Here is a 17,483-nt window from a genome sequence, read left to right as displayed (position 1 = left end):
CTTTAGCGAAAATTGACTTATTGTTTGCTATTCGCAGCCGATACACTAATACGTTGGGTTAATGGTAAACGGTGCACTTATTGAAACAATCACCCCAAAGAACCGGATCGTTGGTAAAACGGTTGCTGCACCCCATCTTTCCAGGGGTGATCTTTCTTTTATTTCTTGCCATGGCATCCGGGCTCCGCTGGGGCCTGATTCACCAATATACCGGACAGATTCAGGCCAACCTCGAAAACGAAACCAAGCTCATGGCCAACAATCTGGAGCGGGAGTTTCTGGCTCATGCCGGAGCCATCCAACGAATAGCCGACCGGCTGGCAGTGGATCCTACGACTCCGGAAAGCGAATGGCGGAAGGATGTACGTAATTATTTAGAAGACTATCGCATTTATTCTGTGATCGAGTGGATCGACCGAAACAATATTATCCGCTGGATCGAGCCCCCTTCACTGAATAACGCAATCCTTGGCTTCAACGTTGCCTTCAACGAAGAACGTAGAACGGCTCTCGAAACTGCGAAGCTTTCGGGCGACATTGATATTTCCGACGTACTGGAGCTACGTCAAGGCGGCAAAGGCGTTGTTATCTATGCACCGGTGGGGGCCGGACCAGAAAACAATGGTTTTATCGCCGCAGTCTTTAGGATGGAAACACTGGCCAGCGAACTGCTGGCAACCCGGGAACCGGCAATGTTCCGCATTGAACTCTTAAGTAAAGGCGCTCAAATTTATGCATTAAGCGTTTTTGAAAGTACCGGCGATTCCATGTCCTACACCGTACCAATCGACCTACCAACTCTGGACTGGCAGCTAACACTTAAGCCTTCACCGGCATGGGTGAGCAAACAAACCAGCCCTTGGCCGCGCTGGATCTTCATTACACTTGTTTTTACAGGGTTGGTGGCCAGTATCGCAACACTCCTCTTGCAACTCACACTCAAACGCAATCGGGATTTGCTAGCAACGCGCCGCGTGCTGGATGGGGAAATTGCCCAGCGCAAAGCTATACAGCAAGACTTGGTACGGTTGGAGTCCACCGACGTTCTCACCGGTCTGGCAAACCGTCGCTTTTTTATGGAAGATCTGGCCCATGCGCTAACTATTGCGGATCGCCATAAGCGGCAAGTGGCATTTGTGATGCTGGATCTCGACCGCTTTCAAATGCTGAACGACTCTTTGGGGCACCAGTTTGGCGATGCCTTGTTGGCTCAGGTCGCCGGGCGCCTGAACCAACTCAGTGACGAGTGCGTTACCGTAGCCTATTCCGGTGGTGACGAGTTTATGATCTGCCAACAGTATGTTGAGGATATTGACGATACCATCCACTTACTGGGCCAGATAAAACAGTGTTTTGAAATGCCTTACGTGGTCCAGAACGAAACTCACAATATTACCGCAACCCTCGGCATTGCCGTTTACCCCCATAGCGGCCTGGACGCAGATACTCTGTTGCGCAATGCCGATATCGCCCTGTACCGGGCCAAGGATCAGGGCCGCAATACCTACCAATTCTATACCGAGGGTATGCAGGAGCGGGAGGTCATGCGTCTGGAGTTGGAAAAGGACCTGAGTCAGGCGCTTGCCAACAATGAGTTTGTGCTGCATTACCAACCACAACTAAATCTGGACAGTAGCAAGGTCAACAGCGTCGAGGCGCTTATCCGCTGGGAGCATCCCCGCAGAGGCCTCTTGGCGCCGGGAGAGTTCATTCCGCTAGCAGAGGAAAATGGCCGAATTACCGACATCGGACACTGGGTGGTGATGGCCGCCTGCCGTCAATTAGCAGCCTGGAAGGGCACACCTTTTGAGCATCTTCGAGTGGCGGTGAACTTGTCTGGGCGGGAATTAGACAATGACCATTTGGTGGATCACATACGCGACACTCTGAATGGCGAGGGTATCGCAGCCGATCATTTGGAAGTAGAGCTTACGGAGGAGATTTTCATTCAGAACATTGAGCACAATCGGGATCAGTTGTTCCGCTTGCATGACTTAGGGGTGCAACTGGCGATTGATGATTTCGGAGTGGGATATTCTTCTCTGGCGTATTTGAAAGACTTCCCCGTGGACCTTCTGAAAATAGACCGTTCGTTCATCACGGAGGTGACTGAGCGCCACGATGATGCTGTGATCACCCGGGCGGTGATTAATCTCGCCCAAAATCTGGGCTTGCAGGTGGTTGCCGAGGGTGTAGAGACTCAGGCTCAGTTGGACTTTCTCAAGGGGCAGGGGTGCAATATAGCTCAAGGTTTTTTGATCAGTCGCCCTGTTCCAGCGGCAGAGCTGGAAAAGGCGCTGGCCAGCGGTGAGCTTGTGAAGTGTGCGATGGTCGATTGAGGTTTGTAATTGCTTTCTGCGACCTCCACCATTGCATTGGCGGTGATTGAATTTTTTAGGTGAGATTTTATGGCCACGGGTTATTTGACGTCGGAACAGGATGCCAAACTTCGCAGTTGGGAGCGTTGGAATCGGAATTATTTCATTTTTGCGTTTGTGGCTCTGGTTATTATTCTTGTATTCAGTAGTCAGCTTGGGCTTTCCAGTGGCGAAAGTTGGGGACCTTTGGGGCTTCTGCTTGTGGCTTTGGTTACTCCCATTATTGTTTTGCAGTTGCGTCTGGCCTGTCCGGCTTGTGGCGTGAAGATTGGCTGGCAGGCTAAGTTGATGGCGCCTGATCAGTGCAAAAGTTGCGGTACCTTCCTTCGGGCGAAAGGCTCCTCTTCCTGAAAACCTTTGACCTGTGAGTAGGTCATAGGTTTTAGGCTATCCTTAAATCTTCTACACGCTCAGCTATCCTACTTCGGTGATAGCCGCGACGGTGAGGAAGGCCTGTCCGAAAACCGCTGTGAATACGTCCGTGTACGCTTGCTCTCCGCCTTCCCTGGCTCCGAGCATTTTCGGACAGGCCTTCCATACCGCCGCTCCTTGGAATTTGGCGGTGCTGCTAAATATGAAAGTTAAAGAACTTGCTACTGCTGCTGGGGTTAATCCGGACACCGTGCGTTTTTATACACGGGAAGGGTTGCTCAAACCTACTCGGAATCCGGATAACAATTATCAGCATTACGACGCTGAGGATCTTCGCCGTTTGCGTTTTGCCCGCAAGGCGCGACAGTTGGGGTTTTCATTGCCCGAGGTTCGGCAGATTTTGGATCAGGCGGATGATCATCACTCGCCCTGCCCCATGGTTCGGGATGTGTTTCAGCAGCGGCTGGCGGACGTGGAGCGCGAGATTGATGAGTTGCAGCAGTTGCGCAAGCGTATGAAAACAGCATTGGCCGCTTGGCAGGATATGCCCGACGGTACGCCGGATGGTCACACCATCTGTCGGTTGATTGAGCGTTGGGATGACCAGGCTCCCGCAAAGCAGGTTGAGGAGTAAATCACTATGAGCGAAGAATCTGTGTTGAAAGCTACTCTGAGTATTTCCGGCGCCACTTGTCAGGGCTGCGCCAAGAAGATTCGTAATGCTCTGGAGCCGCTCTCCGGTGACGTGGATTTGGTTGAGGTTAGTCTGGAGGATCAGACGGTGTCCTTGCCGAAGGGTGTCGATGCCAAAGAGGCGGCCCGGGTTGTGACAGAGATTGGGTACCCGGCAGAGCCGGTGGCCGCTGCTGAGAGGCCTGCCAGTTGCTGCGCGTCCAAAGTTGATAAGGCTGCCGCCGTTGATACTCCGTCAGATAAAGCAGTAGATGAAGGCGGTCGGGAGAAATCTCCGGAGAGCGCACCTGAAAAACCGAAACCGGCTCGCGGAGATGATGAGGTACATCTGGCTGTTACCGGTGCCACCTGCGCTTCCTGTGTGAATACCATTGAGAAGGCACTGAAATCGGTGCCCGGTGTTACCCATGCCCATATGAATCTTGCGGATAACACGGCTACGGCAACCGGGGTGTCGGATTCACAGGCTCTGATTAAGGCCGTAGAAAGTTCTGGTTACGGTGCCAGTGTGATTGAAGACGCGGATGCCGCAGATGGAAAGAAGCAAGAGGAGGACAAGAGGCGGTATAAAACTCTACTGGTGAAGATGGCGATTAGCTTGGGGCTAGGCGTTGCCATGATGATCTACGGCATGGGGTTTGGCTCCATGACGGTAACTGAGTCGAATCAAGGCATTTGGCTGGGTTTGGGGTTTCTCACTTTAGCGGTTATGGCAGGTACAGGTGGGCATTTCTATAGCGGGGCCTGGAAGGCCTTCCGGCACCACAACGCCAATATGGATACGCTCATTGCACTGGGTACAGGGACTGCCTGGCTGTACTCAATAATGGTAGTGAGTATTCCCAATGCCTTACCCGAGATGGCTCGGCATGTGTATTTTGAAGCTTCTTCCATGATTATCGGCTTGATCAATCTGGGTCAGGCTTTGGAGCTGCGGGCAAAAGGCAAAACGTCCGAGGCTGTGCGTCGGCTGTTGGATTTGCGGGCAAAAACCGCGCGGGTTATCCGTGATGGGCAGGAGCAGGATATTCCGGTGGAGGACGTGCGCAAAGGCGACCACATTCGGGTTCGCCCCGGTGAGAATTTGCCCGTAGACGGGCGCGTTGTTGAAGGTAGCACCCGTATAGACGAGAGCATGCTCACGGGTGAGCCCATGCCGGTAAGCAAGGGCGTGGATGATGATGTTTCTGCCGGTACGCTCAATACCCACGGCGGAATTATTTATCAGGCCACACGGGTGGGTAGCGACACTGCGCTGGCTCAGATCATTCATTTGGTGAAGAAGGCGCAAGGCTCGAAACCTGCCATCGGGCGTCTGGCAGACAAAATATCATCGGTGTTCGTACCCAGTGTTATGTTGATTGCCATCGCCGCCGCGCTGGTCTGGTACAACGTTGGCCCTGAGCCCGCGGTTGCGCACATGATGGTTGCAGCCACCACCGTACTGATTATTGCCTGCCCCTGTGCTTTGGGGCTGGCTACACCTATGTCGGTGATGGTGGGTGTTGGTAAGGCAGCGGAATACGGCGCCCTGATTCGTCAGGGGGATGCCCTGCAAACAGCTGGCAAGCTGGATTTAGTGATTCTAGACAAAACCGGCACCATCACCGAAGGTCATCCGGCGGTGACCAGCGTGCATGCGGTAAATGGCGATGAACAACAGCTTCTGGGACTAGCTGCGGGCTTGGAGCAGCATTCCGAGCACCCGCTTGCAGAAGCCATTGTTAACAAAGCAAAGGAACAACGCGCACAGCCGCTTAAAGTGACTGGTTTCGAAGCGCTGAATGGCAAAGGCGTGGCTGGCGAGTATGAAGGTGACAAGATTCGCTTGGGTAACCGCCGCTGGCTGGAGGCCGAAGGCATATCATTGGATAGCCTGAGTGATGCAGAGAGCTCCATTACCGAGCAAGCTGGGACACCCTTGCTTCTTGCCCGAGGCACTGAATTACTGGGCGTTATGGGCGTTGCCGATGCGATTAAAGCGGATTCAGAGGCCGCCATTCGGCGCCTACACGATGCGGGTATACGGGTAATGATGGTTACCGGCGATATAGACGCCACAGCCAAAGCCATTGCCGCAAAGGCGGGTATCGACGATTACCGCGCCGAAGTGCTACCGGAAGACAAGGCCGATGTGGTGAATGAAATGCGCGGCAAAGGCTACACGGTTGCCATGGTGGGCGACGGCATCAACGACGCTCCTGCGCTGGCGGCTGCCGATGTGGGCTTCGCCATAGGCACAGGCACAGACGTCGCCATCGAAAGCGCGGCCATTACGCTGATGCGGGGCTCTTTGCACGGTGTGCCGGATGCCATAGAAATCTCCCGGGCTACCGTGAAAAACATTCACCAAAACCTGTTTGGCGCTTTTGTTTATAACACCCTAGGCATTCCCGTTGCCGCCGGCCTGCTGTACCCGGTTTGGGGCATTTTGATGAGCCCGATTCTCGCTGGCGCGGCCATGTCGCTGTCGTCAGTAACCGTTGTGACCAATGCCAACCGGCTGCGCCTGTTTAAAACCAGCCATAAACCGGCTCAAGCGCCAAGCCAAACGCCACAAGAGGAGCGGAACTGATGGAAGTAATACTGGTTAATGCCGCAGGGCTTGCCCTGATGGCCGCAACAGTGTGGTGGTTCTGGCTTTCGTCAACAGATAGCGATGCACCAGCACAGGATCACAGGCACCATTGAACACCACGTTAAAGAAAGAAAACCATGAATTGGTCTAGCTGTTCCCGGTATCCCCGTGGGCTCCCCCGGCTTGGAAATGGGCGACCCAAAGTTCTTTCCGAGCACAACTGACTCGTAGGTTAGAGCCTGAATGCACAAGTGCCTGCACCCATGCCCAAAAGCATCGGTCATGAATCACAACAGTTTTCAGCACTTTCGGGCCTACTTTTCTACACACAAGCCCGACAGTGCACTACTATTGACTCCGACACATAAGAAAACGGAGCAAGTGTTTCTTGAGTCTTAAAACCCGGTTTCTCAGCCTCGCCGCAGGCCTGATTATTGTCGCTGCATGTGCCTCCTGGCTGGCCTACCGAGAGCTTTCCGCCGATTTGATTGAACGCTGGGGGCGTCAAGTAGCGGAGATACAGGTTCGCTACGACAGCGCTCGCCTACTGCAATCTCTTGAGCGCGAAATCGGCCTTGCCCGACAAATGGCAGACTCGACAGCACTGATTAACTGGGCAACTGCCCCCGAAAATGAAACCCTGAAAACGAATGCTATTTACGAAATGGAGAGCTTCCGCACCAATTTTCGAGATAACAGCTATTTTGTGGCGCTCAGAGACAGCGGCCGCTACTACTTCAATAATGAAAAAGATGAGTTTGCAGGCCAGCAGTTCCGTTACGTTCTGGATCCGGAAAAGCCTGACGATGCTTGGTTCTACCAGCTAATCGAAGAGGGCCGAGATTTTCATCTCAATGTGAACCCCGATACAGAACTGGGCGTCACTAAGCTCTGGATTGATGTTCTCATGCGTGATGCTGACAAGCGGATCGTGGGTATGGTTGGCACCGGGATGAATCTTGATACGTTTTTGCAAGATATTGTCGATATCAATCAGGAGGGCATCACCACCCTATTTGTCGACTACAATGGCGCCATTCAGCTCTACCGGGATCGCAATTACATTGATTTCGCCAGTGTTGTAAAACCTGAAGGCCAGAAAAATACCGTCGACCTCCTGTTTGAAGCCCCCGAAGATAAACAGAAAATTCTCGGCATGCTGCAGTTATTGAAGAAAAACGCTGGCGAGGCGGGCCATGTCGAAAGCGGCTTCGTTACTGTAGAAGGCCGTGAGCATCTGGCTGGCGTGGCATTTTTACCTGCTATTGGTTGGTTCGAAATCACCCTGCTAGACCTCAACACTCTGCTGCCACAAAGCTACCTTTGGCCACTGGTGGCTGTGTTTATCGCCAGCCTTCTAGTCACGCTGATTGTCTTCCACCTCATCATCCAGTCGCGTATCGTAAAACCCATTGTCGGGCTGGAAGCCGCAGTGGAGAAAGTTCGTAGCGGGAGCTTCATCCTACCGCGTTTGGACAAACCCGATAACGAGATTGGCCGACTTGTTGACCACTTTGAAAAAATGACTGTCAGCTTGCGTGACTCTACTCGGGAATTAGAAAACAAGGTTGCCCAGCGAACCGATGAACTGCACGAACTGGCCCGGGTTGACCCTCTCACCGGTCTGAAAAACCGTCGGGGCTTGGATGAAGCTCTGGATAATGAGATTCAGCGAGCAGAGCGATCAGGCAACGGTTTTGGTGTGGTCTGGCTCGACATCGACCACTTCAAGTCATTCAACGATCAGCTTGGCCATCAGGCTGGCGATGAAATTCTCTGCCGGGTTGCCTTATGGCTAAAAGCCTGCCTGCGTTCTTATGACCATCCGGGACGCTGGGGTGGTGATGAATTTGTCATTTTGCTCTCCCCATGCGATCCAGCAACGCTAGAACACATCGCCAAACGTATTCGCGCAAACGTTGAACAAGAAAGCTGCAAAACAGGCACACCGGTAACGGTTAGCGTTGGCGGCTATTTTTCAAAGCCCGGAGACGACATGGGCAAAATTTTGAGGAATTCCGATCAAGCCCTATATCGGGCCAAGAGCGAAGGCCGCAACCGCGTTTGCATCAACAGCCCGGAACATACAGAAGTTAGCTCCGTGTAACAGGTCTGACTCGTACCGCCATAACCGTTATACTCCGCTCCATCATTCATTTTTTCAGTCAGGTTACCCCATGCTCAATGCCGACGCTCTAAACCAGCTGCGCCAGCTAAAGTCTGACATTGAGGAAAACAAAGTTGTTTTCCCCGGAACGGTTAAAGCCACCAACGGCCGCTTCGGATTCGTCGCACTGGATGAAGGGCGGGATCTATTCCTGCCACCGGAAGAAATGCAAAAAGTGCTCCCGGGTGACAGAGTTAACGTCACCGAGCTGGAGGTTGAAAAAGGTAAAACCCAAGGTTTAATCGACGAGCTGATTGAAAGCCGACTAAGCACCTTTGTTGGGCGTTATCTGGTGAAAGGAAAAGGGCATTTTGTGGTGCCGGAAACCCCCGGCATCAATCGCTGGATTTTTATTCCGCCAAAAGAGCGCATGAACGCAGAGCCAGATGACTATCTATACTGCTGCATGCACAAGCACCCCATCAAAGACGGGAAAGGCCAAGCCAAGGTTCTGCGGGTTATCGGTAAAGCTGGGGAGCCAGGTATTGAGCGCGCGCTGACTCTGGCAACCTTCGATTTGGCAGACGCGTGGCCAACAGCCGTAATGGAGCAAGCAGAAAGCCTGACTGAGGCCGCCATTGAAGCCCTCGAAACAGACCGTGAAGACCGCACAGACCGCGCCTACGTAACCATTGACAGCCCGGCCACCCAAGACATGGACGATGCACTGCTGGCCGAACCAAACGCAACAGGGTGGTCGCTATCCATTGCCATTGCCGACCCGTCTGCAGTCATTGGGTCAGAAAGTGCGGCGGAATTTGAAGCCTTCAAGCGCGCGACCGCCATTTATTTCCCGGGCGAACCTCTGCCCATGTTGCCAGACGCTATCAGCACCCGGTTGTGCTCACTCATGCCTGACGTGAAGCGGCTAGCGCTCGTGTGCGATTTGCAGGTCAACAACGACGGCAGCTTGGGTGAATACAGCTTCCATAGGGCCGTTATCCGCTCACATGGCAAACTCAGCTACGATCTGGTCTCAAACCTTATTGAAGGGCGTGAAGACGAAGACATAAAAGCACTGCCAGACTCAGTTTGTAACAGTTTGGATCAGCTACATCAGGCTGCAACGGCATTACGAAAATGGCGCAGCGAGCACGCTCTGCTGAGCGGCGACCGGCCAGAGTTCCGCCTAAGGCTGGATGAAAACCGACGTATTCGCGCCATCGAACCTTCCATCCAGAACGAGGCTCATCGTCTGGTAGAAGAATGCATGGTTGCAGCTAATCGCTGCGCTGCAGACTTTCTGACCAAACAGCCTTCAGGCTTGTTCATCCAACACTCCGGACTGCGGGACGATCGCGCCGACAATGTTCGAGCGCTAATCGAAGGCTATGCACCGCACTTGGCGGATATAGATGCCACTAAACCAGAAGGCTTCAAAGCGCTGATGAAAAAAACAGCAGACTTGGAAGCGGATGTGCCGGTGAAGGCCATTCTTTCACGCCAATTGGCGCGGGCGGAGCTAGCGTTTACTGCAGCACCTCATCAAGGTATGGGGCTGAATGCCTACACCACGTTTACATCGCCCTTGCGCAAGTATTCTGATTTGTATGTCCACCGGGTGATCAAATCAGCACTCTGGGACACCCCCTTGAAGACACTGAGCAGCGCGCAACTGCTGGCGCTTCAGTCGACCCAGTTCAAAGCGCGTCAGGCGGCCAATAATCTGGAAACTTGGCTGAAGAGCGACTTCGCCAAAACCCTCAGTGATGAACCTATGGAGGGTGTCATCAGCCGAACAATTCCAGCAGGATTCTTTGTTCGTTTGGAAGCCAATGGTCTCGAAGGCTTTGTTAGCTGCAAAGATCTTAACGGTAAGTACAGCTTTGATCCGGTCACCCTGCGCCTGATTCACAACAAAAACGGGCGCATTTTCCAGCTTGATCAGACGGTTAAAGTGAGCTTTTCAGGCGTGGAAGAGGAGCGTCGGCAGATCAACTTCAAGCTTGTTGAAGCGGATGAAAAGCCAAAAGGATCTGGTAAGGAAGGCGCAATAGAAGAAGGGCAAGAGAATGCACTGGAGAGCGGCGACAGCAAGCGCTGACGCCGCTCGCGAGGGCTATGGGCGGAGCATTTCCTCTAGGCGGGCATCCTTAGCCTGCCACTGCTCCGCCAGCCAGTTTTTCACGTTACGCCTATGTTCCGCATCAGTGGCATAATCCCGGCCCTTAAGGTGCTCTGGGATGGTCACAGTATGAATTTCCATTTTCACTTCCTTCACCCGGCCGCAAATAAAGTCCCAGAATGACGGTGCCCCGCCAGGGTAGGCAATGGTTACATCAACCAGCGTCTGAATCGAATCACCCATGGTGTCCAGTACGAAAGCGGCACCACCGGCTTTGGGGGTAAGCAGGTGCTTGTAGCGTGATTTTTGTTTCTCGTGTTTTGCCGGGGTAAACCGGGTGCCCTCTACAAAGTTCATGACGCTCACGGGGGTGTAGCGAAACTTCTCGCAGGCACGACGGGTGGCTTTCAGGTCTTCGCCACGTTTCTCCGGGTGTTTGATCAAATACTCTCGGGTATACCGCTTCATAAACGGGAAATCCAACCCCCACCAAGCCAGCCCGATAACCGGTACCCATATAAGCTGTTGCTTCAAAAAAAACTTCAAAAAAGGCGCACGGCGGTTAAACACCCGCTGCATGGCAAAAATATCCACCCAGCTCTGATGATTACTAAGCACTAGGTACCAACTTTCACGGCGCAAGTTTTCCGCGCCGGTAACCTGCCATTGCGTACCATGGGTTAGCTTCATCCAACCGGTATTGCACGCCACCCAGGATTCCGAAATCCAGATAATGACGCGGGTACACAGAACCCGGAAGCCCTTATGGGGGATAATGAGCTTCAACAACGCTGGAATATAGAGCAATAAACACCAAAACAGCGTATTGATTGCCAACAGAATAGAGTTGATTACGCCGATAACGGGAGCGGGTAGGAAGCTGAGCATAGGTTTCCTGTTGTGATTATTTAACCAGTGGTGGGCAATCATACCAATCACCACCTGCGATGGGCAGTGGCTGATTGTGACCAGACTGCCAGCCAGAAGTGACAGCACTGCCATAGCGCGGCCAAGCGCTGCACGATAGCCTTACTTTTTTACCATGGATGCTTTTAATGCCTGACTTTATCAAAGCCGCGACCGAGAAAGCAGCAGAATTGGCTAAGCAAACAACGCACTATGCTGGCAATGCTTTCGATCGCGTATTTCGTGCCTCCAGTCTCGTGCAGGCAGGGCAAACGCCTTTCGACGTGCTCTACTCCGATGGGCTGGTTAGCCTGCGTTACTACCCCCCTCTGCAAGAAGATTTCATCGAACTGGATGACATGACGATTCCTGTTGAAAGGCAAAGTCATCGAACGCCTGTGGTTATCGTTCCACCTTTGGCTGTGAACATGCTGATTTACGACCTTTTCCCCCAGCGCAGTTTGGTAAGATTTCTGCGTGCAAAAGGTTTTGAGGTGTACCTTATTGACTGGGGTAAACCCACGCGGGCGCACAGCCATTACAACCTCCACACATACGTAGCTGAACTCCTGCCCGCCTCTCTAGACAGAGTGCGTGAACACAGTGGCCAACAGAAACTATCGCTGCACGGTTGGAGCATGGGCGGCATGTTTACGTTGTTTTATTCGGCCCTGAGCAAAGACCAGCATGTGCGTAACGCCATCGTGTTGGGGTCACCTATCGATAGCCATGCTTCGGGCATTCTCGGACTGCTGAATCAGCGCTTGGCCGATGTGTCCAACTCAATTCACAAACGCACCGGATTCAAGCTTCACAACCTCCGGCCGCATTGGTTCCACAGTCCGGGTTGGGCCAACACTATTGGCTTCAAACTCACCAACCCTATTGGCAGCTTTATGGGTTACTGGGAGCTGATTGTCCGGCTGGGAGATCGGGAGTTTGTAACCAGCCATGCCACAACCTCTGCCTTTCTTGACCGCATGGTGGCCTACCCTGGCGGAGTTGTTCAGGACACAGTTGTTCGTATTTGGATCGACAACCAGTTGTCCCGTGGCGCAGTTCAGATTGGGGATGATCGCGTACAGTTGAACAACTTCAACGCCAACTTATTTGCCATAGCAGGCAGCGAAGACACCATGGTGACACCGGGTGCAGCTAAGAGCTTGATGGGGCATGTCAGCTCCGTGGACAAGACCTTCCGCGTAACCCATGGCGGACACATGGGCATTCTGGCTGGTAGCAAAGCGCCCGCTGAAAGCTGGCTGGAAATCGCAGAGTGGTTGGCTCAACGTTCTGATTGATGGCACGAGGTTCCGGCAACGGCAGTTGTGAATTACACTGCTACCCATGAACCTTATTGATACATTCAATCTTGATATCCGCGCGCTCCATACCTTTGTCACGGTTCTTGATGAGGGCAGTGTATCGCGGGCGGCCGTTAAGCTTGGGGTTAGCCAGTCGGCTGTAAGCCATACTCTGGACCGCCTGCGTAAAGCTTTAGGTGACCCTCTATTCGTTAAATCCGGGCGCGGCATCACACCCACGCGCTTTGCAGTGCAAGCCGGCTCCCACATTCGCCAGATTCTGGATGACCTGCACTCCCTGTCCTCTGGCCCACCCTTCACGCCAGAAACCACCGAAATCTCGTTCATCATCGCCGCCAACGACTACGAGCGAGACATGCTGCTCCCAAAACTCATGCAGCGCCTGCGCCTACAAGCGCCTGGCGTTACGCTGCAGGTCATTGCCTCCGGTATTCCCACGGCAGACATGCTGCGCAAAAACATCTGCGACCTGATCATCTCCCCCCACGCCCCGGAAGCCACCGACATTATGCAACGAGGGCTGATGGGCGACCGCATGGTGGTTTTTTACGACCCAAGCCAGCGAGAAGCGCCGGAAACAGTTACCGATTACCTGAAAGCCGACCACATAGCATTGGTATTCGGCACCGGAGAAAAGCCCGCCCTAGAAGCCGGTTTATCTGCCCGCGGCCTAACCCGCCGTAACGTTATTACCGTATCCAACTTCTCCGGCCTACCGGAATTCCTCCGGGGCACTGACATGCTGGTTACCGCGCCTGAGCGCATGAGCAAACACTTACTTCGGGATTTTTCCTGGGTACCTCTGCCCTTCACTTTCAACCCTTTTACCCTGCTGATGGTGTGGCACCGCCGCAACCAAAACGACCCGGCGCACCGCTGGCTGAGAAACCAGATAAACACCGTAGCCGCCACCATGAATGGCCTGAACGACTAACCCATCTGTTTTGCTCATATATGCTATGAGCAGCGCCCCTGTTATTTTTTCGCAAGCCTCCCCCTAGAATCCACTCCAAAGTTGACTGCGATTGAGGGGGCGAGGCTTCCAAAACTGTGCGGAGCCATGGATGGCGTAGCCAAGCGTACACGGACGTATTCACAGCGTGTTTTGGAAGCCTCGCCCCCTCAATCGCCACCCCCAAGGTATGGATAGTAGATGCTAGCACTCACCAGTATATGGACAACCATACTACTCGCTGCCGCCGTCGCTCTCGGGCCGCTGGCCACGGATATGTATTTGCCGGCACTGCCGCAAATCGGCAATGATTTTGGCACCGGTACCAGTCAGGTTCAGCTCACCCTCAGCCTCTACATGGCTGGCTTTGCCATAGCGCAGCTAGTGTGTGGCCCTTTAGCTGACCGCTTTGGTCGCAAGCCCATCATGATTGGCGGCTTCGTACTGTTCGCCATCGCCAGCATCGGCTGCGCACTCGCTAGCAACATCGAAACCCTTATCCTCTGCCGCTTTTTGCAAGCACTCGGCGGATCCGCCGGGCCGGTACTGGGCCGCGCAGCCATCCGCGATATCTATACACCCCGCGAAGCCGCAAAAATCATGGCACTTCTTGCCAGCATCATGGCATTAGCACCCGCCATAGCACCCACGCTAGGCGGCCTAATGGTGGCAGGGTTGGGTTGGCACTCAATATTCCTCGCACTAGGTGGCTACGCCCTAATCATGGCGGTCGTAGTCGCCTTCGGTATACCTGAGCCCATGCGCCCGGAATACCGCCAGCCACTGAAACTCTGCAGCCTGCTGCGAAACTATCGCACCATAGGCACCGACATCAGCTTTCTTGGCTATACCCTCACCAACGCCCTGCTGTTCTCCGGGCTGTTTGCGTTTCTTTCCGGCTCATCGTTCGTGCTGATTGATTTCCTTGAAGTTCCACCGCAACAGTTTGGCCTGTATTTCGCTGGCATCGTGGTTGGCTATATAACCGGCAACCTCGCAGCCATACGCCTTGGCAGCCACTTAGTGCCAGATCAAATACTGGTGCGCGGGCTGATCTTAGCCGTTGCAGGAGGTAGCTTAATGGTGGCCTTGGCACTGGCCGAAGTTTTTAGTGTATGGGCAGTTATCCTGCCGCAGGCTCTGTTTATGGCAGGCACCGGCATGGTCATGCCGCAGACCATGGCAGGTGCCATGGCCAACTTCCCGCGTATGGCAGGGTCTGCTTCAGCCCTATTCGGCTTTGCCCAGATGGCCATTGCCGCCTGCGCAGGCGTACTCGTGGGCCACCTGCATGACGGCACCTCACTGGTGATGGCAGCCATCATTGCCTCCTGTGCCGCTTTGTCTCTAGGCAGCTACCTGCTGCTGGTTCAACGCCACCCAGCTCCCGGCTTCGAACCGCAAACGGTATCCAGCAGATAGTTACCTTGATACTGTTCAACGGGATGCAAACTCATCCAAAATGAACTAAACAGAGTAAGCTGTTACCGAACATATCCGTATCTTTAAAGGAGCAATTCATGAGCACAGTCACTCTCGAAGGCAACCCCATTGAACTGAGCGGAAAATTTCCGCAGAACGATGACACAGCACAACCGTTCACGCTCACCAACAGCGGCTTGGAAGAAGTGAAACTCGAAAGCTGGGCTGGCAAACGCAAAATCCTGAACATCATCCCCAGCATCGACACCGGCGTATGTGCTGCTTCAACTCGTAAATTCAACGAGAAAGCCGGTGGTCTGGACAACACCGTTGTACTGGTTATCTCCGCAGACCTACCCTTCGCGGCAGCCCGTTTCTGTGGTGCAGAGGGGCTCGAAAACGTGATTACCCTCTCCACCTTCCGCAACTACAGCTTCCAACAGGACTATGGCGTAGCCATCCAAGACGGCCCACTGGCCGGACTCTGCGCCCGCGCTGTGGTGGTTCTGGATGAAGACAACAAAGTCATCCACAGCCAACTCGTCAGCGAAATCCACGACGAGCCGGATTACGACGCAGCACTGAAGGTTCTATAACCGCGAATCTTCAATCAGCCTGAAACTGGCCCAAGCACTTTAAAAAGTAGCGTTCTGTAGGCTATAGCAGGGCACGAAGTCCAGCGGGCGGGCAGGCTTTCCCAGACTGTGCATTGCCAAGGATGGCAATGCCAAGCCCCCAAGGATGGGTTCACGGCGTGTCTGGGAAAGCCTGCCTGCCCGCTGGACCTACACCGAATACAAAGAACAAACCTGTTAGACTCCCAATCCCAATCCAACACGAAGGCGTCACCCCAAACCCGTGAGCAACACCACCCAAACCGTCAGCCTTCGCCGCCAGCTGTACCACATGACTTGGCCCATGCTGTTTGGCGTTCTCTCACTCATGACATTCCAGCTCGCAGACAGCGCCTTTATCGGCCAGCTTGGCCGAGACCCGCTGGCCGCTTTGGGCTTCACACTGCCCATGCACCAGCTCATCATCGGCCTACAAGTAGGCCTTGGCATTGCCACCACGGCCATCATCTCGCGAACGCTCGGCATGGGTGACGAACTACGTGCCTTTCGCCTAGCCGGGCTGGTCATCACTGTTGGTAGTGCCTTGGTGCTCCTTCTATGTGTTGGCCTGTGGCTTCTTCAAAGCCCCATCATGAGCGCATTAGGAGCAGACAACACACTGCTCCCAATGGTGCGCAGCTACTGGGTGCCCTGGCTATTTTCTGCATGGATCGGCGCATTTTTATACTTCGGATACAGCATTTGTCGCTCCCATGGCGACACCAAACTGCCAGGTTACATGATGGTCGCTACCAGCCTCGCCAACATCGCCCTGGATCCACTGTATATTTTCATTTTTGATTGGGGCCTACCGGGCGCCGCTTGGGCCACAGTGACCTCCTTTGGAATTGGCTGCCTTTTCATCTATCCAAAACTGCTGAAGCGAGGCTGGGCTAGATTCGACCTTCGCGAACTCGCCCTGGGGCGCGCCTTGAAACAGCTCAATAGCATTATGGCGCCCGCCATGGTGAGCCAGCTTATGCCGCCTGTTTCCGCCATGCTGGCAACGGCCATGGTCGCTGGCTTTGGCTCCGCTGCGGTTGCAGCCTGGGGTCTGGGGACACGTTTGGAATTTTTCTCGATTGTGGTGGTGCTCGCGCTCACCATGTCCATGCCACCCATGATCGGCCGCATGCTAGGCGCAGGCGAGATAGAACAGATCCGCAAGCTAGTTCGGATTGCAGTGCGTTTTGCGGTGGGGTGGCAACTGGCCATTGGCTTGCTCTGGCTAATCGCCTCTGGCCTCGTCTCTGATCTATTCAGCAGCGATCAACAGGTACAGGAAATTCTGGGGGCATACCTTATTCGCGTACCGCTCAGCTATAGTGGCCTTGGCGTGTGCATGCTGATGGTCTCAGTATGCAATGCTCTTGGCCTCGCTTTACGGGCACTGCTCGTTTCATCCTTGCGGTTGTTTCTGTGCTTCCTACCGCTGCTGTGGCTGGGTAGCCAACTCAACGGCATATATGGGCTGATGAGTGGTGCATTGGTGGGTAACCTGTTTGCCGGCATCATGGCGTACAGCTTCTACCGAACCGGCATGAAGCACCTCCGCAAAAGCGGAAACAAATCAGGCAAAGCGTGACCGAAAGCTCTCCGGCATGGGCACCACCTTCTTCGTTAGGTAATCAAAAAACACAAACCCATATTTTGCCAAAGCAACAGGCTGGCCGCTCTCCACCTTGGTTACCCGGAACACAAAGTCTCCGCCGTATTTATTGAAGTCCATCACCCCCACTTCAAAGCGCAGCATCTCCGGAAAAAAAGACTCCGACTGATACATAGTGGCCAAATCGGTCACAATAATGCCCTCGCCGCCGCTATCGCTTTCAGGAATATCATAACCAATCAAAAACTGGGCTCGCGCTTCCGAGAGTATTGAAACCAAAGCATCGTTGCCCAGATGGTTAGCGCCATTAATGTCTGTTGTACGAACCTGCATAAGGGTTTCAAAACAGAAAACGTCGTCTGGGAAGGAGAGTTTAATTCGGGCCACTTCAGATACCTGTGT

At 53.7% G+C, this 17,483-nt stretch carries 13 protein-coding genes; 11 read left to right on the top strand and 2 right to left on the bottom strand.

The features are described 5' to 3' along the window. Positions 1-170 precede the first annotated feature (170 nt). The 6 genes from KO508_RS03550 (at position 171) to KO508_RS03525 (ending at position 10,232) form a co-directional block, all read left to right on the top strand. A complete protein-coding gene (locus tag KO508_RS03550; protein ID WP_216007323.1) occupies positions 171-2,339 on the top strand; it encodes an EAL domain-containing protein in 2,169 nt (722 codons plus the stop codon). A gap of 69 nt (positions 2,340-2,408) precedes the next feature. After that, positions 2,409-2,729, top strand: a complete 321-nt coding sequence (locus tag KO508_RS03545) for a hypothetical protein (protein WP_216006930.1) — start codon at positions 2,409-2,411, stop codon at positions 2,727-2,729. 223 nt (positions 2,730-2,952) lie between these two features. After that, positions 2,953-3,384 carry a MerR family transcriptional regulator gene (locus KO508_RS03540; RefSeq protein WP_216006929.1) on the top strand — a complete coding sequence of 144 codons (432 nt, stop codon included), beginning with the start codon at positions 2,953-2,955 and terminating at the stop codon, positions 3,382-3,384. Between the two features lie 6 nt (positions 3,385-3,390). Next, positions 3,391-6,018, top strand: a complete 2,628-nt coding sequence (locus KO508_RS03535) for a heavy metal translocating P-type ATPase (RefSeq protein WP_216006928.1) — start codon at positions 3,391-3,393, stop codon at positions 6,016-6,018. Positions 6,019-6,409: 391 nt separating this feature from the next. Continuing rightward, on the top strand, positions 6,410-8,128 hold the full coding sequence (locus tag KO508_RS03530) for a sensor domain-containing diguanylate cyclase (protein WP_216006927.1): 1,719 nt from the start codon (positions 6,410-6,412) through the stop codon (positions 8,126-8,128). 70 nt (positions 8,129-8,198) lie between these two features. After that, a complete protein-coding gene (locus KO508_RS03525; protein WP_216006926.1) occupies positions 8,199-10,232 on the top strand; it encodes a ribonuclease R family protein in 2,034 nt (677 codons plus the stop codon). A gap of 15 nt (positions 10,233-10,247) precedes the next feature. Here KO508_RS03525 and KO508_RS03520 read toward each other — a convergent pair whose 3' ends face one another. Beyond that, positions 10,248-11,141 (bottom strand): acyltransferase, encoded by an 894-nt coding sequence (locus KO508_RS03520; protein WP_216007322.1) that lies wholly within the window; start codon positions 11,139-11,141, stop codon positions 10,248-10,250. A gap of 167 nt (positions 11,142-11,308) precedes the next feature. On the opposite strand from KO508_RS03520, the gene KO508_RS03515 reads away from it, so the two are divergent. From KO508_RS03515 to KO508_RS03495, 5 genes are all read left to right on the top strand, one after another. After that, positions 11,309-12,460 carry an alpha/beta fold hydrolase gene (locus KO508_RS03515; protein ID WP_216006925.1) on the top strand — a complete coding sequence of 384 codons (1,152 nt, stop codon included), beginning with the start codon at positions 11,309-11,311 and terminating at the stop codon, positions 12,458-12,460. 46 nt (positions 12,461-12,506) lie between these two features. Next, entirely contained in the window at positions 12,507-13,418 is a 912-nt protein-coding gene (locus tag KO508_RS03510) for a LysR family transcriptional regulator (RefSeq protein WP_216006924.1), read from the top strand. Between the two features lie 219 nt (positions 13,419-13,637). Further along, complete coding sequence (locus KO508_RS03505; RefSeq protein ID WP_216006923.1) at positions 13,638-14,858, top strand: Bcr/CflA family multidrug efflux MFS transporter; 1,221 nt, start codon at positions 13,638-13,640, stop codon at positions 14,856-14,858. 98 nt (positions 14,859-14,956) lie between these two features. Beyond that, complete coding sequence (gene tpx, locus KO508_RS03500) at positions 14,957-15,454, top strand: thiol peroxidase (RefSeq protein ID WP_216006922.1); 498 nt, start codon at positions 14,957-14,959, stop codon at positions 15,452-15,454. Between the two features lie 310 nt (positions 15,455-15,764). Beyond that, on the top strand, positions 15,765-17,057 hold the full coding sequence (locus tag KO508_RS03495) for an MATE family efflux transporter (protein WP_216007321.1): 1,293 nt from the start codon (positions 15,765-15,767) through the stop codon (positions 17,055-17,057). Here KO508_RS03495 and KO508_RS03490 read toward each other — a convergent pair. Continuing rightward, on the bottom strand, positions 17,043-17,468 hold the full coding sequence (locus KO508_RS03490; protein ID WP_216006921.1) for a thioesterase family protein: 426 nt from the start codon (positions 17,466-17,468) through the stop codon (positions 17,043-17,045). The genes KO508_RS03495 and KO508_RS03490 overlap by 15 nt on opposite strands. Positions 17,469-17,483: the final 15 nt, after the last annotated feature.

Source organism: Marinobacter salexigens, assembly GCF_018860765.1.
Taxonomy (GTDB): domain Bacteria; phylum Pseudomonadota; class Gammaproteobacteria; order Pseudomonadales; family Oleiphilaceae; genus Marinobacter; species Marinobacter salexigens_A.
Note: the sequence above shows the minus strand (reverse complement) of the source record. Positions and strands in the feature narration are given on the sequence as shown.